Origin of the sequence: Novosphingobium sediminis, from assembly GCF_007991615.1 — a bacterium.
In the GTDB taxonomy this organism is placed as follows: Bacteria; Pseudomonadota; Alphaproteobacteria; order Sphingomonadales; family Sphingomonadaceae; genus Novosphingobium; species Novosphingobium sediminis.
The window spans coordinates 83,486-106,947 of sequence record NZ_BJYR01000002.1 but is presented as its reverse complement, the minus strand read 5'-3'; the positions used below and the strand labels follow the sequence as shown (position 1 = coordinate 106,947).

11 protein-coding genes, 1 tRNA gene and 1 riboswitch are annotated in these 23,462 nt (G+C 65.0%); of the genes, 8 read left to right on the top strand and 4 right to left on the bottom strand.

Going from position 1 to position 23,462, the window contains the following annotated elements; genetic code table 11:
* Window positions 1-8: 8 nt before the first annotated feature.
* Together argJ and NSE01_RS01620 are read right to left on the bottom strand one after the other, a co-directional pair.
* Complete coding sequence (gene argJ / locus NSE01_RS01625; protein WP_147157878.1) at window positions 9-1,235, bottom strand: bifunctional glutamate N-acetyltransferase/amino-acid acetyltransferase ArgJ; 1,227 nt, start codon at window positions 1,233-1,235, stop codon at window positions 9-11.
* A 31-nt stretch (window positions 1,236-1,266) separates the two neighbouring features.
* Complete coding sequence (locus tag NSE01_RS01620) at window positions 1,267-2,343, bottom strand: acyltransferase family protein (RefSeq protein ID WP_170233717.1); 1,077 nt, start codon at window positions 2,341-2,343, stop codon at window positions 1,267-1,269.
* Window positions 2,344-2,456: 113 nt separating this feature from the next.
* On the opposite strand from NSE01_RS01620, the gene NSE01_RS21120 reads away from it, so the two are divergent.
* From NSE01_RS21120 to NSE01_RS01590, 7 genes are all read left to right on the top strand, one after another.
* Entirely contained in the window at window positions 2,457-2,714 is a 258-nt protein-coding gene (locus NSE01_RS21120) for a hypothetical protein (RefSeq protein ID WP_170233715.1), read from the top strand.
* A 97-nt stretch (window positions 2,715-2,811) separates the two neighbouring features.
* Window positions 2,812-5,532 carry a preprotein translocase subunit SecA gene (gene secA / locus NSE01_RS01615; RefSeq protein ID WP_147157876.1) on the top strand — a complete coding sequence of 907 codons (2,721 nt, stop codon included), beginning with the start codon at window positions 2,812-2,814 and terminating at the stop codon, window positions 5,530-5,532.
* Window positions 5,533-5,910: 378 nt separating this feature from the next.
* Complete coding sequence (locus NSE01_RS01610) at window positions 5,911-7,659, top strand: ShlB/FhaC/HecB family hemolysin secretion/activation protein (RefSeq protein ID WP_246134978.1); 1,749 nt, start codon at window positions 5,911-5,913, stop codon at window positions 7,657-7,659.
* Window positions 7,659-15,755: a hypothetical protein gene (locus NSE01_RS01605; protein ID WP_147157874.1), complete on the top strand. Its 8,097-nt coding sequence runs from the start codon at window positions 7,659-7,661 to the stop codon at window positions 15,753-15,755. The genes NSE01_RS01610 and NSE01_RS01605 overlap by 1 nt, the downstream gene beginning before the upstream one ends.
* Entirely contained in the window at window positions 15,752-18,826 is a 3,075-nt protein-coding gene (locus NSE01_RS01600; RefSeq protein ID WP_147157873.1) for a CHAT domain-containing protein, read from the top strand. The genes NSE01_RS01605 and NSE01_RS01600 overlap by 4 nt, the downstream gene beginning before the upstream one ends.
* Before the next feature lie 166 nt (window positions 18,827-18,992).
* Window positions 18,993-19,082: riboswitch (glycine riboswitch) on the top strand.
* Window positions 19,083-19,296: 214 nt separating this feature from the next.
* Complete coding sequence (locus tag NSE01_RS01595) at window positions 19,297-20,550, top strand: D-amino acid dehydrogenase (protein ID WP_147157872.1); 1,254 nt, start codon at window positions 19,297-19,299, stop codon at window positions 20,548-20,550.
* Window positions 20,551-20,674: 124 nt separating this feature from the next.
* The gene (locus tag NSE01_RS01590) at window positions 20,675-20,998 is read left to right on the top strand and encodes a PilZ domain-containing protein (RefSeq protein ID WP_147157871.1); all 324 of its coding nucleotides are present in this window, start codon (window positions 20,675-20,677) and stop codon (window positions 20,996-20,998) included.
* Between the two features lie 20 nt (window positions 20,999-21,018).
* On the opposite strand, the gene NSE01_RS01585 is transcribed toward NSE01_RS01590, so the two are convergent.
* Together NSE01_RS01585 and NSE01_RS01580 are read right to left on the bottom strand one after the other, a co-directional pair.
* Window positions 21,019-21,093: transfer RNA gene (locus NSE01_RS01585), tRNA-Asn, on the bottom strand.
* A 90-nt stretch (window positions 21,094-21,183) separates the two neighbouring features.
* On the bottom strand, window positions 21,184-21,963 hold the full coding sequence (locus NSE01_RS01580) for an NAD kinase (protein WP_147157870.1): 780 nt from the start codon (window positions 21,961-21,963) through the stop codon (window positions 21,184-21,186).
* Between the two features lie 137 nt (window positions 21,964-22,100).
* Here NSE01_RS01580 and NSE01_RS01575 point away from each other — a divergent pair, with 137 nt between their 5' ends.
* Complete coding sequence (locus tag NSE01_RS01575; protein WP_246134977.1) at window positions 22,101-23,387, top strand: bifunctional diguanylate cyclase/phosphodiesterase; 1,287 nt, start codon at window positions 22,101-22,103, stop codon at window positions 23,385-23,387.
* Window positions 23,388-23,462 lie beyond the last annotated feature (75 nt).

Sequence of the window (23,462 nt, the reverse complement as noted above, 5' to 3'; positions counted from 1 at the left end):
TTCGGCGCTCAACTGCGATAATCGGCGTTGATCGCGATGTAGCCATGGGTGAGATCGCAGGTCCAGACCGTAGCGCGACCTTCGCCGAGCCCGAGGTCGACCTCGATGGTGATTTCCTGCCCCTTGAGATGCGCAGCGACCGGAGCTTCGTCATAATCGGCAAGGGGCTGGCCCTCGCGCGCAGCCCAGGTGCCGCCGAAGCCGATGGAGAGCTTGTCGCGGTCTGCCGGTTCGCCGGCCTTGCCAACAGCCATGACGACGCGGCCCCAATTGGCATCCTCGCCTGCGATGGCCGTTTTCACCAGCGGCGAGTTGGCGATGGCGAGGCCGACGCGGCGGGCGCTGCCATCGTCGATTGCTCCTGACACGGTGACGGCGATGAACTTCTGCGCCCCCTCTCCATCGCGCACCACGAGGTGTGCGAGCTGGCGGCAGACATCATGGAGTGCAGCGGCGAAGGCATCGGCGCCGGGGCTGTCCGCCGAAACCAGCGGAGTGTTGCCCGCCGCTCCGGTAGCGAAGGCCAGCACCGTGTCGCTGGTCGAGGTGTCGCTGTCCACCGTGATGCAAGAGAAGGTTCTCTGGTTGGCATCAGAGAGGCAGGCTTGCAGGAAAGCCGGATCGACCGCCGCATCGGTAAACACATAGCCCAGCATGGTCGCCATATCCGGCGCGATCATGCCGCTGCCCTTGATGATCGCGCTGAGCGTCACCTTGACCCCGCCGACCATCGCCGTGGCCGTCGCGCCCTTGGCGAAAGTATCGGTGGTGCCGATGGTGTTGGCTGCGTCTTCCCACGAGCAAGGCTCAGCCTTGAGCGCCGTTTCGATCCCGGCGCGCGCCTTGTCCTTGGGAAGCGGCACGCCGATCACGCCGGTCGAGGAGACGAACACCTCTTCGCGCGGGCAGCCGAGCTGCCCGGCGACCTGATCCATGATCGCCTCTACCGCCTCACGCCCGCGGTAGCCGGTGAAGGCGTTGGAATTGCCGGCATTGACCACCAGCGCCCGCGCGCGGCCTTGCGCCACGTTTTGCCGGCCGAGTTCGACTTCGGAAGAGCAGCAGACATTGCGGGTAAACACGCCCGCCACCGCCGTACCCTCGGCCAACTCGACAAGCGTGAGGTCGCAGCGGCCCCAGTCCTTGTATCCGGCGCGGGCGATGCGCGGCGTAGCCCCGGCAATCGCGGGAAGCGCAGGGAAGGGCTGGGCGAGCGGAGAAACGGCGTGGGTCATGCCGAGCGCGTAGCGCGCGCGGCAAGGGCCTTCAACCGTTTGCGTGACCTTGGGGCAGTTCGAAATGGGCAGGGCGCCACAGGTGATCGGGCAGCCTTACCCCCTTAACCAGCGGACTTGCGGCAATTCTGGCCGAAGCGGCAAGGATCGCGGCGAACACTGCCGAGCGGAACCACAGGGTATCCTGCCAGCCAAATTTGCCCGCAACCAGGATCGTGAATGCCAGGATCGGCACATGCACAGCATAGACGGGATAGGATATCTCGCCGAGCCAGCGCAACGCTGGCATGGCTCGCTGCGGAACGCTGACGCTCGCGCTGACCCACAGCAGGGCCGGCATGACGAGGATGACGAGCAAAAGGTCTCCGCCGATGCGCGGAAGCCACTGCGCTCCGAGCAGGATCGCGGGAAGCAGCAGGACCGGTATGGCCCAGTTGACCTGCCAGCGCCGCTTCGCTGACCGATGCAGGCGGGCGAGCACGATGCCGAGCGGGTAGGACAGGCCGATGCGGAAAAAGCCGTAGCCCCAGTCTGCCGTTACATCGCCAAAGGAAATGTCTCCGGTGATGAGTGTGGCGAACGCCGCGCCGACGCCACATGCGGCAGAGATCATCAGCAGTTGCCAGTTCTTCAGACGATCCAGCAGCAGGACGTGGACTGTGTTTGCAAAGAGCTCGAACGCCAACGACCACATCGGGCCATTGGCGGGGTAGATGGCGCCCTGACCGGTGATGCTGGGGATCAGCAGCAGCGCAAGGATCATCGAAAGGAACGCCTGCCACGTGCCGTGATCGGTTGCATGGGCCGCAGCGCCGATTGCGATGCCGATCGCCATGACCGGCATCAACCTCGCATAGCGCTCCGCCAGCAGGCGCATTGGCCTGACGCCTTGCGCAAGGCGTTGCTCGAATACCGGAGTCAGCACGAAGCCGCTCAGAAGGAAGAAGAAATCGACCGCAAGGTATCCGCGCGGCAGGATGCCGATCGAGCTGTGATACGCTGCCTCGTGATGGATGACGACACAGACGGCCGCAAGGCCGCGCATCGCGTCGAGCGCGATGATCCGCCCACCCTGAGCGGCACACGAAGATGCATTCGGCGTCGTCACGGCAACCAAGGTAAAATCAAATGTGGTAGGAATGGTAAAAGGTATGGTGACTATAAATGCTGTGCCGATGAAAAATTGCCTTTTTGCCTGAAGCCCCCTATCTGCAAGTTCCGATGCGTTTGCTGCTCGTCCTTTTTGTGCTGCTGTCCGGGCTTTCGCTTCCCGAAATGGGGGCTGTTTCCGCGCGTGCGGAAGTGGTTGCGCCAATCGCCGGCAACGTTGCGGCTGCGGCGGTAGAGCGGCAGGCCTGCGCGGTATCGCAGTGCGAAGTGCAGCCCGGATATTGGGCGCAGTCAGCAACTTTGCGTATGCCGAATGCATTTCCGGTCAGCCGGATCAGCATCAGCATCTCGGACCGCCCGCGCGAATAGCGCAGTCGCCTGAAGTTCTCTCCGTCCCGCGCCAGCGCGGACGCCCAATCGGCGCGGCACACTTCGCGCACCTCCCTTCTACAACAGGAATCCAGCCATGCTCGGCAGCATTGCCAAGGCCATTTTCGGGTCGTCCAACGATCGTTACGTCAAGTCGCTCGACAAGATGGTGCGTGCCATCGCCGCATTTGAACCCGAAATGCAGGCGCTCAGCGACGAGGAACTGCAGGGCCAGACGGCCAAGCTGCGCGCGCAGCTCGAAGCCGGCAAGACGCTCGACGACATTCTTCCCGAAGCCTTTGCCACCTGCCGCGAAGCCTCGCGCCGCGTGCTCGGCATGCGCCACTTCGATGTGCAGATGATCGGCGGCATCGTGCTCCACCGCGGCGAAATCGCCGAAATGCGCACCGGCGAAGGCAAAACGCTGGTCGCGACGCTCGCGTCCTACCTCAACGCGATCGAGGGCAAGGGCGTCCACGTCGTCACGGTCAACGACTATCTCGCTCGTCGCGACGCCGAATGGATGGGCCAGATCCACAAGTTCCTTGGGCTGACGGTCGGCGTGATCGTGCCCAACATGAACGAGTACGAACGGCGGCAGGCCTACGAGGCCGATATCACTTACGCGACCAACAACGAGCTCGGCTTCGACTACCTGCGCGACAACATGAAGCACGAGCGGAGCCAGATGGTGCACCGCCCGTTCAACTTCGCGATCGTCGACGAAGTGGACTCGATCCTCATCGACGAGGCGCGCACGCCGCTGATCATTTCAGGCCCGACCGACGACAAGAGCGAACTTTACGTCTCGGTCGATGCGGTGGTGAAGCAGATCGATCCCTCGCTTTACGAGGCGGACGAGAAGACCAAGAACATCTCGCTCACCGAGGACGGCGTCGAATGGGTCGAGCGCGCGCTTGAGGAAGCCGGGCTGCTGGTCGGTTCTAACCTCTATGACGTCGAGAACACGATGGTGGTCCACCACCTCGATCAGGCGCTCAAGGCCAATGTCATGTTCAAGCGGGACATCGACTACATCGTGAAGGACGGCAAGGTCGTCATCATCGACGAGTTCACCGGCCGCATGATGGACGGACGGCGCTGGTCAAACGGGCTGCATCAGGCGGTCGAGGCCAAGGAAGGCGTGCAGATCGAGCCCGAGAACCAGACGATGGCCTCGATCACCTTCCAGAACTACTTCCGGATGTACCCCAAACTCTCGGGCATGACGGGTACGGCGGCGACGGAAGCGCCCGAGTTTTTCGATATTTACAAGATGAACGTCGTAACGATTCCCACTAACGTGCCAGTGCAGCGCGTCGACGAGGAAGACGAGTTCTACAAGAACACGCAGGACAAGTTCCAGGCGATCGCGAAGCTGATCCGCACCCGCTATGACACCGGCCAGCCTGTACTCGTCGGCACCGTCTCGATCGAAAAGTCGGAAATGCTGTCCGAGTTCCTCAATCAGGAAGGCGTGAAGCACAACGTCCTCAACGCCCGTTTCCACGAGATGGAAGCGCATATCGTAGCGCAGGCAGGCCGGCTCGGCGCGGTGACCATCGCCACCAACATGGCGGGCCGCGGTACCGACATTCAGCTCGGCGGCAATGCCGAGTTCCGCATCGAGGACGAACTGCGTGACATGCCGGAAGGCGCCGAGCGCGATGCCGCTGTTGCCCGGATCAAGGCCGAAGTCGCCGAGGAGAAGGCCAAAGTGCTCGCCGCTGGCGGTCTCTGCGTAATCGGCACCGAGCGCCACGAAAGCCGCCGCATCGACAATCAGCTGCGCGGCCGTTCGGGCCGTCAGGGCGATCCGGGTCTGTCGAAGTTCTACCTCTGCCTTGAAGACGACCTGCTGCGTATCTTCGGGCCGGATACGCTGTTTGCGCGCATGATGAACTCGAACCTTGCCGACGGCGAGGCGATCGGTTCGCGCTGGCTTTCGAAGGCGATCGAGACCGCGCAGAAGAAGGTCGAAGCTCGCAACTACGACGTGCGCAAGCAGGTCGTCGAGTACGACAACGTTATGAACGACCAGCGCAAGGTCATCTACGAGCAGCGCGCGGACATCATGGACGCCGATGCCGTTGAGGACGTTGTGCTCGATATGCGGCAGGATACGATCAACGCGATCGTTGCCGATGCCTGCCCGCCGGGTTCGTACCCCGAACAGTGGAACGTTCCGGCGCTTGCTGCGCGCGTGGACCAGATCCTTGGGCTCGAGCCGCCGTTTGATGCTTGGCTCACCGAAGATGGCCTTGAACCCGAAGTCATCGAGCAGCGGATTGTGGCGCTGGCCGAGGAGAAGATGGCGGCGAAGCTGGAGACCGTCGATCCGGCGTCATGGCGCAACCTCGAGAAGTCGGTGCTGCTGGAGCGGCTCGATCACCACTGGAAGGAGCACCTGGCCACGCTCGATGCGCTGCGGCAGGTGGTTTTCCTGCGCGCCTATGCGCAGAAGACGCCGATCAACGAATACAAGCAGGAAGCCTTCGGTCTTTTCGAAAAGATGCTCGAAGTTATCCGCGAGGACGTGACGCGGATCCTCATGACGAGTGAAATCCGCATGGGGGCGCCGGAAGATTTCCAATTGCCCGAACTGCCCGATTTCCTCACCAGCCATATCGATCCGCTGACCGGCGACGACGATGCGCGCCCGGTCCCCGCCGGGCAGCTGTTCGGCACCTTCACGCCGCCGATGGCCGGATCCGGCGGGCCTGCCGATCCCTATGCCGGCATGGGCATCAGCCGAAATGCGGCCTGTCCCTGCGGCTCGGGCCAGAAGTACAAGCATTGCCATGGCACCCTTGCCTGAGGGGCAGGGGGCTCATGTGATTTGCATGAAGTAAACTATCCGAAGGCGATGACAGGAATCTGATAAAGCAGGGATATTCATCCCTCGTCACGCTATCGGAACGTTGCACTAGATTGCCCGGGCGCACCCAATAAGGTGCGCCCGGTGCTGCGCAGCTAAGTTTCCGAGTCGATGCGAGCCATTGTACCAGTTTGGTGCAATCGCAATTATTTCGATATATATTCAATACTTTAGCATGGTGGCAAAGCGATTGACTCAGGGTCTTACCGCTTGCTACCCGCTAACGAAAGAAAATGGCGGGGCCGCAAAACCGCAGCAGGGAAGATAAGGGCCTCCACGATGAACGAGGGTGCGAGCACCGGCAGACGGAGGGCAGGATTGTCCCGTTGTGGCTGGTTTCCGCTTGCCCTCGCGGCGGTGGTTTTCGCCGCATGCGCCAGCCTTCCTTCGACAGCCCTCGCACAAGTCAGTACGCCAACGATTGCTGGGCCCAGCCGCGACGAACTTGGCGGCATCACGCGCGCGCCGACAGTTCAGGCTCCCCGCCTTACCGTTTCTGGCGGGATCGAGCGGTCTGGCTGCCCGCTTGCCGATCCGCAGTTCACCAAGATTACGACGACGATCACTTCGGTCACGTTCAACGGCCTCAAAGGTGCCACTGCAGCGGAAATGGAAGCGGCGTGGAAACCGCTTGCCGGGACGCCGCAGCCGATTTCCGTGCTGTGCGAGATCCGCGATGCCGCTGCCACGATCCTGCGGGGGAAGGGCTATCTGGCCGCAGTGCAAGTGCCCGTCCAGCGCATCGAGAACGGCCAGGTCCGTCTTGAGGTCCTCTACGCCCGGATCACCGCGATCCGCGCGCGGGGCGAGACGCGCGGGGCCGAGCGCAAGCTGATGGCTTATCTCGGGCGCCTTACCCGCGACGAAATCTTCGATCGCAACAAGGCTGAGCGTTATCTGCTGCTGGCGCGCGATCTACCGGGCTACAATGTACAGCTCACACTTCGCCCTGCCGGCACAGCTCCGGGCGATCTTATTGGCGAAGTAACCGTTCTTCGCCAAGCATTTGCGGCCGATTTCTCGGTCCAGAACCTCGCTTCCGCCGCGACCGGCCGGTGGGGCGGTCAATTGCGTGCGCAGGCTTTCGGGATCACCGGCGCTGGCGATGCGACGACGCTGTCCTATTACACGACATCGGACTTTCGCGAGCAGCGCATCTTTCAGGCGAGCCACGAGTTCCGTCCCGGCCACGAAGGTCTGGTGGTCGGCGCTTCGCTCACTTACGCGTGGACCCGGCCTGATCTGGGGCAGGCAACCGGCGGCGCCGCACTTGATGCGCGCACGCTGCTTGCCAGCTTCTATGCCCGATATCCGCTGATCCGTTCGCAGGCAGGCGACCTGTGGGTGGGCGGCGGGTTCGATCTGCTCAATCAGGATACGACCCTCATTATCCCGCTGAGCCGTGACCGCTTGCGCGTGTTCTGGGCGCGGCTTGATTTCAACCGGACGGACCTGTCGCGCGCAGAACCGGCTTGGCGGATCGACGGCTCGCTTGAAGTCCGGCAGGGCGTCAGCGGCCTTGGCGCATCCCCCTCTTGCCTGGGCCTGGCCTGCGGCACCCGGGTTCCGACGAGCCGGTTCGATGCGTCGCCAGCGGCCACGGTCGTGCGTGCCGAAGTGGAGTATGAGCACGCGCTGGGGCGGTTCTCGCTCGCGGTTCATCCGCGCGGGCAATATGCATTTCGCAAAGTCCTCGGGTTCGAAGCCTTTGTGCCCGGCAACTACACGGTGGGTCGGGGCTATGATCCGGGTGCGATCATCGGTGACAGCGGCATTGGTGTTGCAACCGAACTGCGCGGCCCGCGCCTGCCGATCGGGCGGGGCAATGGGCCGGTCGTACAGCCGTTTGCCTTCGTCGATGCTGCGTGGGCGTGGGATCGCGGCGCGGGCAAGCCGCAGCGGCTGAGTTCGGTCGGTGGCGGGCTGCGCGCCGATATCGGCAGCCGGTTCCGGCTTGATGCCAGTGTGGCCGTTCCGCTTGACCGGGCCGGCTTCAATGGCCGCAAGCCAGCGCCGCGCATCCTGGTATCGCTGACCACGCGTCTCTTGCCTTGGGGAGGCCGCTGATGCGCCTGAGCTTTGCCAGCGCTCCATCGCTGCTCGCCATGGCGGCCATCCTTGCCGCCGCACCAATCGCCGCGCGCGCGCAGTCGTTCAACGCGACGGGCACGATCGTGGCTGGGGCCGGCGCCATCAATACCGCGGTCGGGACGACTACGGTAACCGCCAATGCTCCCAATCTGGTCATCAATTGGGATCCCAATGACACAGCCACCGGCGGTGGCCCGATCGATTTCCAGTCCGCCGGCACGAGCGCCTTGTTCGTCAACGGGGATTCGACTTCGCTTGCCGTCTTGAACCGGATCGTGCCCAAGGACGTGACCCGGCCGATCGTGTTCAATGGCACGGTGACGACGCAGCTCATCGATGTTGCGACGGGTGCTGCGAGCCGGGGCGGGACGGTGTTTTTCTACAGCCCTGGCGGCATTCTGGTTTCCCCTACTGGCGTGTTCAATGTCGGCAATCTGGTGCTTACCGCATCGGACCTGAATTACGATGCGGTGAGCGGTGCATTTGGAACAGCGGGCACTTTCAAGTTCTTGCCGGCAAGTCCTGGCAGTGTGGTTGAAGTCCAGAAGGGCGCGAAGATCACGGCGGGGCCGACCAGCGCCTATGTCGCGCTGATCGCGCCAAAGGTTACCAATTCGGGCACGATCACCGTTGATGGCTCGGCGGTCATCGTGGCGGCAGATGCTTCGACGATCACGTTCAGGCCCAACGGGCTGTTCGATATTCAGATCGATCAGGGCACGAGCAGCGCCGGTGAAGTCGTCACCAATGACGGGACGATCACCGGCCCGGTCGGCGTGACCAACTCCGCCCACCGCGTCTACATGGTCGCCGTGCCCAGAAACGATGCCATCACCATGGCAATCAAGAGCGGCAGCGCGCTTGGCTTCGATATTGCCGGGGCCGCCGATACCGACGGCAACGCGGTCGTACTGTCCGCAGGCTATGACATATTCGGCGGCGCGATTGACGCGGTGCGCGCAAAGGCGAGCGGCGCAGTCCCTGCCGCGCTGGCGATCAGTGCGATCAGCGCGACGTCGCAAGTTACCGGGCAAGCCACCGGGCAGGCGTCCCTTACGGTCGATAGCGGCAACGCCGCGACATTTGCTTCCAATCTTGCGCTGTCCGGGGTGCAGGATCCCGCTGCGGCCACGACCGACGGTGCGTTTATCTCGGTCGGAGGCATTGGCTCGACGCTTGATATAACGGGCGCGCTGCAGGTGACCGCGCTGGATGGCGGGCAAGTTGCCGGGAGCCTCACAACCGATAGCGGCAGCGCCGCGGTCACCGTCGATCAGGGCAAGCTCACGGTTAGCGGCGATACATTGATCAGCAGCGCCCGCGCCCCGCTGATCGGCGTGGATGTGCAAGCGGGGAATGCCACGCTGACGGCGCGAAATGGCGCTGTCGTCAGCATCGGCGCGGACCTTTCGATGGATGCGAGCGGGACGGGCAAGATGACGAGCGCCGCGTCTGCCGCTGGGCCCAATCCGGCAAAAGGTGGTACCGCGCAGGTCACGCTCGAGAGCGGCTCGAATGTAACGGTCGGACGAAACCTCGTCCTCGATGCCTCAGGTACAGGCGGCGGTGCTCTTGTCGGCGGCTTTGCCGGCACCGACGGATCCGGCGGTCAAGCGATCATCGATGGCAAGGCGAATGGCGGCATTCTCGATGTTACCGGGGCCACCACGCTCGATGCGCGCGGCATCGGGGGCGCAGGGCAGAACTGCATTTCCTGCACGATCGAAGGCGGCACCGGGTCGGGCGGCAACGCCAGCATTCTCGCCGGGACCGGCACGAACTTCCGCTTCGGCAATGCCGTCACGCTCGATGCATCGGGCCAGGGCGGGGCAGCGACGACCGACTCTGGCAAGGACGGTGGTTTCGGCATAGGCGGAAGCGCATCTGTTGGGACGACGGGCGGCGCGGTCACGTTCGTGCAGAGCCTCGATGTGCTTGCAGATGGACGGGGCGGCGCGGGGGCATTCGACAATGCGGGCGCTTCTGGTGCCACGGCTTCCGGCGGAACCGGTGGCAACGGCACTGGCGGTACTGCGAGCCTGACTGCAGGGAGCGCCTTGAGCCTTGGCGGTGGGGGAACGATCGGCGTCACGGGCGCTACTGCCGTTTCGGCGATCGGTGTCGGCGGCAATGGCGGCAACGGCGGCACGGGAACCGGCGGCTCGGCAGTTCTTTCGGCACGCAACGGCAGTGCTACCGGTGCAGGGCTGACCGTCAGGGCTTATGGCGATGGCGGTGCCAGTTCGAATGGCGGCATCGGCGGCGAGGGAAGCGGCGGTAGTGCCGAAGCGATCGCCTACAACGCGGTCGAAGGCGATGCGACGATCAGCTTTGGCGGCACGCTGATTGATGCGCGCGGACGGGGCGGGGCGGGCAGTGCTCCGCTGTTTTTCCCGGATAACGGCGGCGCTGCCGGTGCCGGTGCCGGCGGGCAAGCCCGGGCGCTGGCAGAGGCTGGCAATGCCACTCTCACCCTTGGTGGCACCACCGTGACGGCGGATGGCATTGGCGGTGCGGGCGGCGCTGGCGGCGCCGCATTCAGCAGCGGCACCGGCGGTACAGGTGGGAAAGGCGGCAATGCCCGCGCTGGCTCGGCAACACTGGGCGTGATCGCCAGTGCCGTCGCAGTTCCGGTAACCGGCTCTGCCACGTTTGGCGCGGCGAACGTGCTGGCGAACGGTATCGGCGGTGCAGGCGGCGCGGGCGGTGCGGGCCTGGCAGCCGCAACAGACGGCAATGGCGGAGACGGTGCTGGCGGCACAGCAATGGTTACTGCCGAAGCTGGCAAGCTTAACTTTACAAGCTCGCTCCTCGGGCAGGCTAACGGCACTGGCGGCAGCAGCGGGACCGGTGCAGGCGGCGCTGGGCAAGTGGGCGGCACGGTTGAGACCACTGACCTGCGCGGGGCGCGCCTGATCGTCGGAACTGGCCAGATCACCGGCCAGTCGATGACCTTCAGCGCAAGGGGCACTGGCGGAACCGGCGCGACAACGGGGACGACTTCCAATTTGGGGCACCCGCTGACCTGGACGGTGAATGGCGGCACGATCAACGCAAACAGCCTTAGCTTCACCAGTTCCGGCACGGCAATCGCAGGCGCGCCAGCCTCGATCATCGCGTTGACCGGGGGCAATTCGGTCCTGACCGGCGACCTGAGCTTCGATACCCCGGCTGACCTGACGGTCACGCTCGACGGGGCGAACGTAACGGCCGATACCGCGAACATTTCTGCCGGAAACTGGCTTCCCGGCGCGGACCCTGCTGGCGTCGCTGGCACACTTTCCGGCACAACTTCGGTCAGCCTGACAACCGGGGGCGACCTCTTCGCGCATATGTCGGCAAACAGCGGCGGCCCGCTGGCGCTGACCGCAACGGGGCTCGTCAGGCTCGATGACCTCACCTCGCTGGGCGCAATCGGGGTGACGGCAGGAACGACAGTTTCGCTCGGTGCCATCCGGGCTGGCGGCGACGTCAATGTTTCCGCGCCCGGCAACGTTGCCGTTGGGAGCGTCACGGCCGATGGGGCAGCCTCGATCACGTCCGCTGCGGTGCTGACAACCAACGCTGTCACCGCGGGTCAGGCAGTACTGCTTGCCGGCACGACATCCGTGGGGGTGGCCGGGGCCATTCAGGCGGGCGACAGCGTCCAGATCAACTCGGACGGGACGGTTGATGCCGGGGCGATTTCTGCCGGACTCGTCAGCCCATCGGCCCTGCCGGGTGCGACCTTCGGGATCACCGTATTGGGTCGCACCGGCGTTACAGTTGGCAATCTCGGCGCCGCGCGCGACATCGTGCTGCTTTCGCCCGCTGCGATCACCAGCGGTTCGCTCGCCGGGCGGGAGATCGCCGTTCTTGCCGGAACCGGGCAGACGACCGGTGCTATCACCGCTTCAGGCCGAGTGCTGCTGGCGGACTACGAGATGGCCGCAATCGGCGGCAATCCGTTCCTCGATTACGATCTTCCCGCTGTCCTCTCGGCAGTGATCCTGCCTGCGGGCGGGCCGATCTCGGTATCAGGCGCGATCAACGCCGGGGCACTCGCGGCCGTTTCGATCGGCAATGTTTCGGTCGGCAATGTCACCGCCACGCGGGCGCTTCCGGCCAGCGGGGCGATCAATTTGGGTGCGGGCGGCGCACTTGCCGCCAGCGTGCTTGCTGCCGATGACCGGATCGACCTGACCTCTGGCACGACGATGGACGTCACTTCGGCCAGCGCGGGCGATTTCCTTTCGGTCGATTCAACGGGGGTGCTCACAGCGGGGAACCTCGGCGGCGCGGCGGGCGTCAACGTGAAGGGCGGGGCGGCGGTGACCGCAGGCGCCGTCACCGCAACCGGCACCGCCAGCCCGATCACCATCACCTCCAACGGAGCGATGACGCTTGCCTCGGTGCTGGGGGCGGGGACTGTCGACCTCAGCGCCTCGGGCGGCGTGCTGACCAGCGGCGACGTATCGGGCAGCGCGGTGACCGCGACCGGCACCGACAAGGTCGCGCTCGGCGCAGTCACGGCGACAGCTGGCCCCATCACGGTGAATGCAGCAACGGACCTGACCGGCGCGGCAATGTCGGCCACGGGAACGATCTCGCTGACCAGCACCGGCGGCGCGGTCGGTGTCGGCAATCTCACTTCTACAATTGGGGCTGTGGCCTTCTCGGCAAATCAAGCGGGTACTGCGGGCGCGGTTTCTGCGCGGACCGGCGTGACAATGAGCGCGGGCACCAATCTCACGCTGACTTCGGCGAGTACGGCAACCGGCGACCTGACGCTCGATGCCGTGTCAGCGCTGACCACCGGCGACTTGAACGCGGCGGCGGGCCGCGTGTCCGCCAACGCAGGCACGTCCGCTGCGCTTGGCAACATCACGGCGGCGGGGCTTGCTGGCACCAGCGGTGTTCGCGTCATCGCAGGCACAACCCTCTCGCTCGGTAATGCGAACACAACCGCTGGATCGCTTGATCTTTCGAGCACCGGAGTGCTCACAGCGGGCAATCTGGGCGCGGCTGCCGACGTGACGGTAACGGGCAATGCCGGGGTAACCGTCGGCACGGTGCAATCGACAAACGGCGCGGCGACGCTTTCGGCGAACGGCAATCTTGTTGCAGGATCGGTGACTGCGGGGGGCCTGATCGCGCTCACCAGCACGACCGGCGGGATCAGGGCTGGTGCGCTTGCGTCAGTCAACTCGGCCATCACGGCCACGTCTGCCGGCACCATGGACATCGTTTCGGCCGATGCGGGGGACAGCGTCACGCTGAACAGCGGCGGCGTGTTGACGGCGGGTGATCTGGCCAGCTTCGACGGGATTACGGTGACAGGCCTTGCCGCCGTGACGACGGGGCAGCTCAGCGCAACGGGCAGCAGCGTCACTGTCAACGCGGTCGGCGACTTTGTCGCGGGGGCGTCCAGCGCACTGCTCAATGTCAATCTTGCCAGCAGCGGCGGCGCGATTTCCGCTGGTGACGTGACCGCGACCGGCGGGACTGCCACGCTCGGTGCGAGGACTGCGTTGACAGCAGGCGCTGTCAGCGCCGCAAACGGCATTACCGCTGACGCGGGTGGCAACCTGCGCCTTGCCTCTGCTAGCGCCACTACCGGCGATGTTCTGCTCACGGCGGGCGCCAATCTGCTTAGCGGAGACCTCACCGCGACCGGCGGACGGCTGCTCGCATCGGCGGGCGGCTTTGCAGCGTTGGGCAATCTTTCGGCAGCGGGCCTCGTCGGAGGCGTGGGCCTGCGCGTCTCGAGCGGCACGACGCTGTCCTCCGGCAACGCTACGGTGACAGCTGGCGAGCTGCGACTGGTGAGCGGCGGGGCAATGGCCACCGGCGATCTGGCGGCGAACGGTGGGGTCCTCACCGTGCGGTCTGGCGGAAGCCTGCAGGCGGGCGCGCTGGCCGGCCACGACGGGATTGCGCTGACGGCTGCGGGTGACACCGCGCTGAGCGGCGATGCGGGTTCGGCCGCTGGCGACGTGACGCTGGACATCACCGGGGCACTGGCTGCCAGGGCGATTTCGTCGACCAACGGGCTGCTGACGATCAACACGACCGGCCCGGCAGCGACGGGGGCACTGGCTGCCGGCACGGCGCTGACTGTCAGCAGCACCGGCGGCGCGATCACTACGCAGGCGTTAGCGGCGGGAACCGACCTCAGTGTTCTGGCTGCAGGCGATCTTCAGACCGGAGCGGTCGACGCGATCGGCAGCGTGCTCCTCGGCGGGCGCAACCTCGGGATCGGCAACGTCAACGGCGCGGCGGTGACATTCGCTGCAAACGGCACGCTTGTGTTTGGCAATGTCGTCGCAACTGACGGCTCGGTTTCCATCGGAAGTGCCGGTTCGATGACGGGCGGATCGGTTACCGCGATTGGCAGGATCGCACAGAGCAATACGGCCGGCGGGGTGACGCTTGGCAATCTCGATGCCGGAACTGCGGTGCTAATCAACGGTGCGGGCAACGTGCAGGTCGGTAATGCAATCGCTGGTGGCACAACGGTCGAGCTGCGCGCCGCTGGCGGATCACTGGCAGCAGGCAACGTGACTGCGGCAACCGATACCGCGCTTATCGCGACAGGCGATCTGACAGTCGGTTCGGTGCGGGCACGGGATGTGGCGTTCCTTGCCGGCGGCAGTGTGCGCACGGCAGACCTCACGAGCCAGGCTGGCCGTATTCTCGTGGCAAGCAATACGCTCGGCGCAGTTGGCGGCGCGATTGGCGAGTTCAACTTCGACGCCGTGTATGCCGCGCCGCTGGTGGCTGCGGGCGGCGGGCTGACCATCACCGGGGCTGCGAGCGGCAGCACCTTCACCGCCGCCGTAGCCGGCGATGCGGCGACGCAGGGCATTGCCGCCGCACGCAGCATCCTGATCGATGCAGGCGGCACGGCGCAGCTTGGCGGTGTGTGGCAATCGCCATCAATCGAATTGCGCGCCAACGACCTTGTCATGCCGGCAGGCTCTGGGCTCAATGCCGGTCTCTCGGGGACAATCACGCTCATTTCGCGCAACCCGCTCGGCATGCGGATCGGCGACGGGCTTGACGGAAGCATCGTACCGGCAGGCAGCTTCACGCTCGACAATGCCGAATGGAGCCGGATCAACAGCGGCTCGGTCAGCATCTTCGCGCCCGACGTGGCCGGGGCCGTTGATATCCTGATCGGCAATCTGGGAGTGACCGGTCCCGATGCGGGCAGCACGATCGACGATCCGCTCGGGACTGTGCAGTTCACCACCGGCGCAGCGGCAGCGGGGCCCCCAAGCGGAACCATTCGCATCGCGGGAGCGCTTCAGGCCACAGGCTTCCGGGCAAGCAATGCGCTGGTCTTCCGCACCGGCCAGTTCCAGATCGCCTCGGATACCGGAAGCGTGTCCGTGCTCGGCCAGGGCGGCGTGCCGACCGGCACTTTGCAGATCAATGCGCGCGATATCCACGTTGCGGCGGCCCCGCTCCTCGACCAACTGGCCGCAGATCCATTCTTCGCCGGGGTCGAGCCTGCACTTGACCGTGTGAGTGCAGGCAGCAACGGACCGGTCATCCGCGCCGGGGCGCTCGATTTCACCGTCGGTCGCAGCTTCTATATCCAGCGGACCGGCAACGGCCTCGACCCGCTGGGCTTCGAGGAACCGCTTGACGGCATCAAAATCGCGCAAGCCGGCGTTAGCCCGATCACGGTCATCATCAACGGCACATTCCGCACCGCCACCGGTCTTGTCGGCGGAGCAAGGGCCTGGTTCCAGTTCAAGCAGAGCGGGTTCAATCTCTCCGGATTTACTGCAGACAGCCGCTTGAACGGCTGCCTGCTCACAGCAGCTTCCTGCGGGATCGATACCCGGTTGCTGCCTGACCCCGGCATCAGGACGGTCATCGACGGCGTTGAAACTCCGGTGCTTGGCGATACCCCGCCTGATCCGGAAAAGCGCAAACTGCCGAGCTATAATGCGATCCAGTCGCCGCCCTTGCTGCTTCCGGTCCAGCCCGATGCGCTGCCCGGCCAGATCGACGAGCCGATTGCCGGCAGCGGCAACCCGGCGCTGACCGGCGGCGTCATGCTGGAAGGAGCCCGGCCATGAAGCGCGCGATCGGGCTGTTCCTTTCGCTCGCAGCGCTGGGCAGCGGCTTCGCGCCTGCGGATCCGGCCGCACGCCCGGTGCCGCTATCGGTGCGCAGCAGCTTTCGGCTCGGCAATGCTGGCGTGGTCTGCTCGGCGCAGGTCGCCCCGCGCGATCCGCGCCTCAGCGGCATGTTCGACCGCAGCTATACGCTTTCCTGCCGCGATGCGGCTGGCCCGGTAGGCACGCTTGTCGCTCTGCGCCATGCTTTCCCGATCGATGTCGCACCGATGGCGGGAATACCCGCCGCGGCCGGTCAGGAGCGCGCCTGCGGAGCAGCGGGCCATGTCGAGATCGATGGCCTTGGTCAGGCCGACGCGATGCTTTGCCGCGATCCCGCCAGCGGCCTCGACTATCGCCGCTACGCCTTGGTCCGCGGGAATACGAGTTACTTCGTCGAAGGCCTTGCCGCCTATGATGCTGCGCTGCGCCTCGCGCTGGCGAGCGTTGTGCTGAACAGGCAGGTGCCCGGCGAGATCAAGGTCGCCAGCACCGAAGTCACCGATGCGGCAGCTTTTGCGCGGCTGCAGGCTGGCTTGCTTGATCCGCTCGGTGTGCGCGGTGAAGGGTATCTGCGCAACAATGGCAGCAGCTTTGCCGAATCCGCAGCGTTCTTCGAAGTGCTGGCCGAAAAGGCCCGGAGCGAAAAGGGCGAGCAAGCGGATGTGGCAGAAGCCCTTGCCAACCAAGCGCTTCAGCAATCGAATCTCGGCAATTTCGATACGGCGGCGCGTCTCTTTGGCGAAAGCGAACGGGCGCAGCTTGCTGGCGATGGCCTGAGCCAGCGGCTGCTGCGCAACTACCGCGCACTGGATCAGCTCAACCAGCGCAATCCCGATGGCGCCGTGGCAGAACTCGCAAAAAGCGTTGATCCGGTGGACGCGATCTTCAACAGCGCGAAGCTGGCGGACGGCGAGATCAACCTGCCGCTGTCCGAAGCCATCAACCGCGAGAACAGCGCCACGCGGCGCATGGGTGCACCCGATCCTTCGCTGACCCGCGCGGAGAAGGCGGAGATCCTCGATGGTCAGGCGCTTGCCATCGGCGCCACGGCTGCGCGCATCGCCGGCCGCAATGAGGAAGCTGCTGCCGGTTTCGCCAAGGCGCGAGAACGCCTCGCCATGGTGCGCGGCGGGAGAGTGGCCTCGATTGTCTGGCTGTCAGCCGAGATCGATATCGAAATGGCCCGGATCGCAGGAGCCGCCGGTCGCAAAAACGAAGCCGAAGCAGGTTTCGACCGCGCTATCGCAGAACTTGAGGCAGCCTATCCCGCATCGCCGGCGGTGCTTTCTGCCAAGGCGCGCAAGGCCGCCTTCCTGCTGGCTGCAGGTGATCGCGCAGCGGCTGCCAAGCTGTTTGCCGCCGTGGTCGATGAGAGCGCGGCGATTGCGGATAGCGGAACCACGCTGCGTGACCTGCTGGCGCCGTACTTCTCCCTGTTGGCAGGAGAAGGAAGCGATGGGGCAGCGAGCGCAGTGGCTGCGTTTGCGGCTGCGCAAGTGCTGGAACGCCCCGGTGTCGCGCAGACGCAGGCCATCCTCGCGCGGCAGCTTACCGAGGGGAACGATGCCGCCGCCGCGCTGTTTCGGCTTTCGCTCGCCCGCAGCCGCGATATTGTCCGCACAGAAGGTGAAGTTGCGCGCCTAGGTGCACTTCCCAGCCCGACAGCGAGCGAATCCGCAGAACTCACCGCGCAGCAGGAAGCGCTGACTGCTCTCCGCCGCGAACAGACCGAGATCCTCGCCAAGCTCTCCGCCTATCCGCGCTATACTTCGCTCGCTCCGAAGCGGGTGACGCTGCCGGAGATGCAGGCGGCGCTGAAGGCTGGCGAGGCGTACTACAAGCTCGTGGCGGTCGGTCAGGATATCTACGGGCTCTACGCTACGCAGAGTGCAGCGCGGCTCTATGCCGTGCCGCTCTCCCGTGCAGACCTTGCCCGTACGGTGCAGAAGATCCGCAACAGCATCGTCACCATCGAGAACGGCAAGGTGGTCAACCGGCCTTTCGATCTCGATAGCTCTCGCGCGCTCTACAAGGCGCTGTTCGGACCGATCGATGCGGAACTGGCCGGTGTGCGCCATCTCGTGTTCGAGCCAGATGCGGCGATGCTCCAGTTGCCACCCGCTGTCCTTGTCACTGCCGATGCCGGGATTGCGGCCTACAAGGCGCGCACGGTCGATATCGACGCGGACGCGTTCGATTTCACCGGCATTGCCTGGTTCGGGCGGGATCGCTCCATTTCCATCGCGGTAAGCCCGCGCGCCTTCCTCGACTTGCGCGGGCTTGCGCCGTCGGGAGCGCGGCGGCCCTATCTCGGGCTCGGCAACAATACCGTGCCCCAGCAGCGCCCCGTGACGGCAGTGGCGGACAGCTGCGATTGGCCGCTCGCGGTCTGGCAGCGTCCGGTGAAGGCCGACGAATTGCTGTTTGCCGCGAGGACTCTGGGCGGGACCAGCGTGGTGAAGACGGGAAACAGCTTCACCGACACCGGCCTCCTCGCCGATCCCTCGCTCGATCAATACCGTGTGCTTCATTTTGCCACGCACGGGCTGGTTTCGGCGCCGCGCAAGGATTGCCCGGCCCGTCCCGCGCTGGTGACAAGCTTCGGCGCCAAGGGATCGGACGGCCTCCTCAGTTTCCGCGAAATCTTCGACCTCAAGCTCGATGCCGATCTCGTGATCCTCTCCGCCTGCGATACGGCCGGGATGGCGACCGTCGCGGCGAGCCGCGAGGCCGGTGTGACGACCGGAGGCAACTACGCCCTCGACGGACTGGTGCGGGCCTTCACGGGCGCCGGCGCGCGGGCCGTGATCGCCAGCCACTGGCCGGTGCCAGACGAATTCAACGCCACCCGCCGGCTGATCGGCGGCCTCATCGCCGGCAAGCCCGGCGAATCCGTTGGTACTGCGCTCGCAGGAGCCGAAGCGGCCTTGATGGACGATCCGCAGACGTCGCACCCGTTCTATTGGGCAGCGTTTGTCGTTGTGGGGGATGCGGCAAAGCCTGCCATCGTGGGAAGTCCGGCTCGCTGACCGATGTTGATGTGTATAAGCGGCGTGGGGGCTGGAACTATTCCTTTCGCTGATGCACAATAAGCTTCTGAGATGAGGGTATGACTGCGAGTCATGGCCGGTCTCTTCCGGATAAAGCAGGCTGTCACAGCCTTTGGATGAAGGAGTATGCCGCAACCATTGTCTTGATGACCGCATGGGAGAGTTCGGTTTCGTACCGGCGCCGACGGAGCAACCCCCCAGGAAACTCTCAGGCACCAGGAACCGTGTGGTCTTGACACTCTGGAGAGTGATGGCGTGGGCAGGGTTTATAACCTCAGCGCGACCATCCGCCGACGGAGAAAGCCGTATGGTAGGGTCACACGCAGCTGCCGTGTGAGGCCGAAGCGGTCAAGCTCTCAGGCACAAGCGACAGAGATGGGGAAATGAACGCCGCGCTGGTCCTTTTGGGGGCCGGCAAAGACGCATTTCTCACATCAGGAGCACAGCTCATGTCGCATTTTGCGGTTATTGGCGCCGGAATTACCGGTATTACCACGGCTTACGCGCTGCTCGAGCGCGGCCACCACGTCACTGTCATTGATCGTCAGCCGCTGCCGGCCATGGAAACCTCGTTCGCCAACGGCGGGCAGCTTTCGGCCAGCAATGCCGAAGTTTGGAATTCGGTCGGCACCGTGTTCAAGGGCCTGCGCTGGATGGCGCGGCGCGATGCACCCTTGCTGTTCAACCCGCGTCCGGGCTGGCACAAGTTCTCCTGGATCGCGGAATTCCTCGGCGCGATCCCCAAGCATGATGCCAACACGATGGAAACGGTCCGGCTCGCCATCGAGGCGCGCAAGTACCTGTTCGACATTGCCGAGCGGGAAGGCATCAATTTCGACTGCGAGAAGCGCGGCATCCTGCACATCTACCGCAATGCCGCCAGCTTTGCCGATGCGGAGCGCACCAACAAACTCGTCCGCGCAGGCGGGCTTGATCGGTTCCAGGTGACGCCGGATGAAATGCGCAAGATCGACCCGACCGTCACCGGCGACTATTGCGGTGGCTATTACACACCGTCTGACGCGACGGGCGACATCTGCAAGTTCACCCGCGGCCTTGCTGCCGCCTGCGAGCGCAAGGGCGCAGTGCTGCAGCTTGACCGGGCGGTACAGGCCATTGCCGTGCATGAACGCGGCGTCACGATCCGCACTGCCAGCCTGACAGACCAGCGGATCGAGGATGTCGGCCATTTCGACGGAATTGTCATCTGCGCCGGAGTGGGCAGCCGCCGGCTCGCTGCGATGATTGGTGACCGGGTCAATGTCTATCCGGTGAAGGGCTACTCGATCACCGTGATGCTGCGTGACGAGGCGAGCCAGACAGCCGCACCTTGGGTCAGCCTGCTTGACGAGGATGCCAAGATCGTCACCTCGCGCCTCGGGAAGGACCGCTTCCGTGTTGCGGGAACGGCTGAGTTCAATGGCGAAAACCGCGATATCCGCGCAGACCGCATCGCGCCGCTGGTGCAGTGGGTGCGCCAGTTGTTCCCGGACGTGAACGTGGGAGAAGTCGTGCCTTGGGCAGGCCTCAGGCCCATGCTCCCCGACATGATGCCGCGCGTCGGCGCAGGTCGGCGTTCGCAGGTGTTCTACAACACCGGCCACGGCCACCTTGGCTGGACCTTGAGTGCGGTCACGGCGCAGATGGTGGCGGCTACCATCGACCAGTCCCTCGAAACACAGGCGGCGCTCCGCGTGGCTTAATGCGCACGGACTAGGTAAGAACCACATGGTCGGCCCGGACATCCGCCTTGCCTAAAAGGCACGGTTGCCGGGCCGTCCTTCCTTGTGAGGACCGATCACCGGATCTGGCACAGGGAATATTGTCATGCTGGTCAAGCGCGCTGCGGGACACGAAGGCAATTCATGGGGCGCCGCGCCGCGCGGTCCTGTCATCACCGCCACGTATCGCCGCGGGGTGCTGCGCGCAAAGGTCAGCGTTAGCGAACTGACCTGTCGTTCGGCACGGATCGATTCGATGGATGCCGTGAAACCCGGCATGTTGGTGTGGATCACGCTGCCCGGTCTTGAAGCCCGCCCCGCCACGGTCGACTGGACAAGCGGCTTCACTGCCGGCCTGAGCTTCGAAGCACCGCTACACCCAGCCATACTGGACGCGATCCTCGACGGACGCATCGGCTCGGTTCACTGAGGCTAACGCTGGAAGGGGGGTGGCTCCCTGAGTAGGATTCGAACCTACGACCACTCGATTAACAGTCGAGAGCTCTACCGCTGAGCTATCAGGGACCAGACCCGGTTGCCCGGGGCAGGAGCGCGCTAATAGCAGGCGTTTCGGGTTTGGCAAGCGCCTGATTGCCCAAAAATCCACACCGAATTTCAGACCAGGAATTGCTCAGCGAAAATCCGCTCGTCGAGGCTCTTGCCCTTGTCGAACAGCAGGGTCAGCCGGTGGTTGCGCGCGGCGCTCACGCGCACTTCGCTGACGTCCCGAACTTCCTTCTGGTCTGCCACCACCGACACAGGCCGTTTCTTGGCTTCAAGCGAGCGGAACAGGATCTCGCAGCTTTCCGGCAAAATTGCTCCGCGCCAGCGGCGGGGGCGAAATGGGCTGATTGGCGTGAGCGCGAGCATCGCGCTGCCCAGCGGCAGGATCGGGCCATTGGCGGACAAATTGTAGGCGGTGGAGCCCGCCGGAGTCGCCACCAGCACGCCGTCGCATGATAGTTCGGGCATCCGCACCTTGCCATTGACCGAGACTTCAAGCTTCGCCGTCTGGCGGGTTTCGCGCAACAGGGAGACCTCGTTGATCGCCCAGGAGGAATACTTCTCCCCGCCGTGCGTCACTGCCTCCATCCACAGCGGCGCAACATCAACACCACGCGCCTTGGCGACGCGTTCGGCGATGGGGCGCGTTGCCTTGTGGCGGTTCATCAGAAAGCCGACGGTGCCAAGGTTGAGCCCGTAAGCGGGAATCACGCGGCCGGTATCGAGCATATGGTGCAGGGTCTGCAGCATGAAACCGTCACCGCCGAGCACGACGACGATGTCAGCCTCTTCCAGCGGCACCCAGTCGTGCGAGGCGACGAGCGCCGCTTCGGCTTCTTGCGCGCGGTCAGCGGGGGAGGCGAGCAGTGCCAGCCTGGGGCTTTGGGGCATTGGTTAAGGCTCTCCTCGGGCCGGGCGCTGTTGTGCCGCACCCGCTGCTTGCGTGATATGGAGCGACCCAAAGTGGTGCAATGCCAAATGGCACAGCGAGGATGATTTCGCCAAACCAATCGCCTAAGAGAGCGGCGATGAACGATACCACGCTCCTCCCTGGCGATGATCGCGATGTGCTCACCGGCCTTCCCGGCCTTGAAAGCGCAGCGCTGTGGCTGGATGGCGCGGGTGATACGGGCTTCGTCCAGGCGATGATGGTAAGTCTGCAGCGCCTTCCAGCGGTTAATCTCGCGTATGGCATGGCCGGCGGGGATCGGGTGCTGGTCGAAGTCGCGCGGCGGCTGAGGGATTTCGTGGCGGACGAGCTCGGCCCGCAAGCCGTGACGGCGCGCGCGTCGGGCGGCGCCTTTTTCGTCGCCTCCCGCTCTGCGCTCAGCCGCGAGCGCTGGCAGTGGCTTGCCGAAGCGCTCGGGCGCGCCATCGCGCGGCCGCTGCTGATTGATGGCGAAAAGCTGAGCCTTGCCCCCCGCATGGCCTTGCTCCGCGGGCGGCCGGGCGAGGGCGGCGCAGCGCTGCTGGACCGGCTCGAGCAGGTTTCGGGCGATCTCCAGCGCCGCAGCGGCCGCCGCGTGCTGTGGGCTGACGGCAGCCATCCGGCGCGCGGGCGCAGCGCGGCGAGCCTCGAGGGTGATCTCCTCGGCGCGCTTCACCGCGACGAGATCACCGTGCTGTTCCAACCCCAGTTCAATGTGTCGACCGGCGCGCTGGCGGGTGCGGAGGCACTGGCACGGTGGGAGCATCCAAGCTTTGGCCGCATCTGCGCCGAAACGCTGTTCGCCGTGGCGGACCGGGGCGACCACGTGGCGCAGCTTTCCCGTCACATCGGCCGGCGCGCCCTCGCGATGGCCGCGGCCTGGCCGGTGCCGCTGCGGCTTTCGCTGAATGTGACGGCGGAGGACTTCGCGGTGGGCGATTTCGCGGCGACGCTGCGGGACGAGATCGCGGCAAGCGGCTTTGCCGCCGAACGGCTGACCATCGAGATTACCGAACAGACCCTAATAACCGATTTCGAAGCCTGCGCCGCTGCGCTGCGCGAACTCGAAGCGATCGGTGTTAAAGTGGCGCTGGATGATTTCGGCACCGGTTTCTCCAATTTCCGCGCACTGAAGGCCCTGCCGCTCGATGCGCTGAAGCTGGATCGCTCGCTGGTGGTTGATACCGAAACCGACCCGCGAGACCGGGCGATTGTCGCTGCGATGACGGCAATGGCGCGTGCGCTGGGGCTCAAGGTGATTGCCGAAGGGGTTGAGACGGAAGGTCAACTTGCCATCCTGCGCGCCGAAGGCTGCGACCTGTTTCAGGGTTTTCTGCGCGCCGGGCCGCTCTCGGCCGAGGACTTCGCGGCGCTTGCGGCAACCTGAGGGGCAGCTTGCGCTTAATCGCTCGATTAACTAGCCTCAGTCCAAAGGCTTAGGGCGGCTGACGCCCGGCATTCG

Bases quoted from the DNA above. Each gene is read 5' to 3' on its own strand.
- NSE01_RS01600 (WP_147157873.1), top strand. From the start codon at position 15,752: ATGAAGCGCGCGATCGGGCTGTTCCTTTCGCTCGCAGCGCTGGGCAGC.
- NSE01_RS01605 (WP_147157874.1), top strand. From the start codon at position 7,659: ATGCGCCTGAGCTTTGCCAGCGCTCCATCGCTGCTCGCCATGGCGGCC.
- NSE01_RS01590 (WP_147157871.1), top strand. From the start codon at position 20,675: ATGCTGGTCAAGCGCGCTGCGGGACACGAAGGCAATTCATGGGGCGCC.
- NSE01_RS01575 (WP_246134977.1), top strand. From the start codon at position 22,101: ATGAACGATACCACGCTCCTCCCTGGCGATGATCGCGATGTGCTCACC.
- argJ (WP_147157878.1), bottom strand. From the start codon at position 1,235: ATGACCCACGCCGTTTCTCCGCTCGCCCAGCCCTTCCCTGCGCTTCCC.
- secA (WP_147157876.1), top strand. From the start codon at position 2,812: ATGCTCGGCAGCATTGCCAAGGCCATTTTCGGGTCGTCCAACGATCGT.
- NSE01_RS01580 (WP_147157870.1), bottom strand. From the start codon at position 21,963: ATGCCCCAAAGCCCCAGGCTGGCACTGCTCGCCTCCCCCGCTGACCGC.
- NSE01_RS21120 (WP_170233715.1), top strand. From the start codon at position 2,457: ATGCGTTTGCTGCTCGTCCTTTTTGTGCTGCTGTCCGGGCTTTCGCTT.
- NSE01_RS01595 (WP_147157872.1), top strand. From the start codon at position 19,297: ATGTCGCATTTTGCGGTTATTGGCGCCGGAATTACCGGTATTACCACG.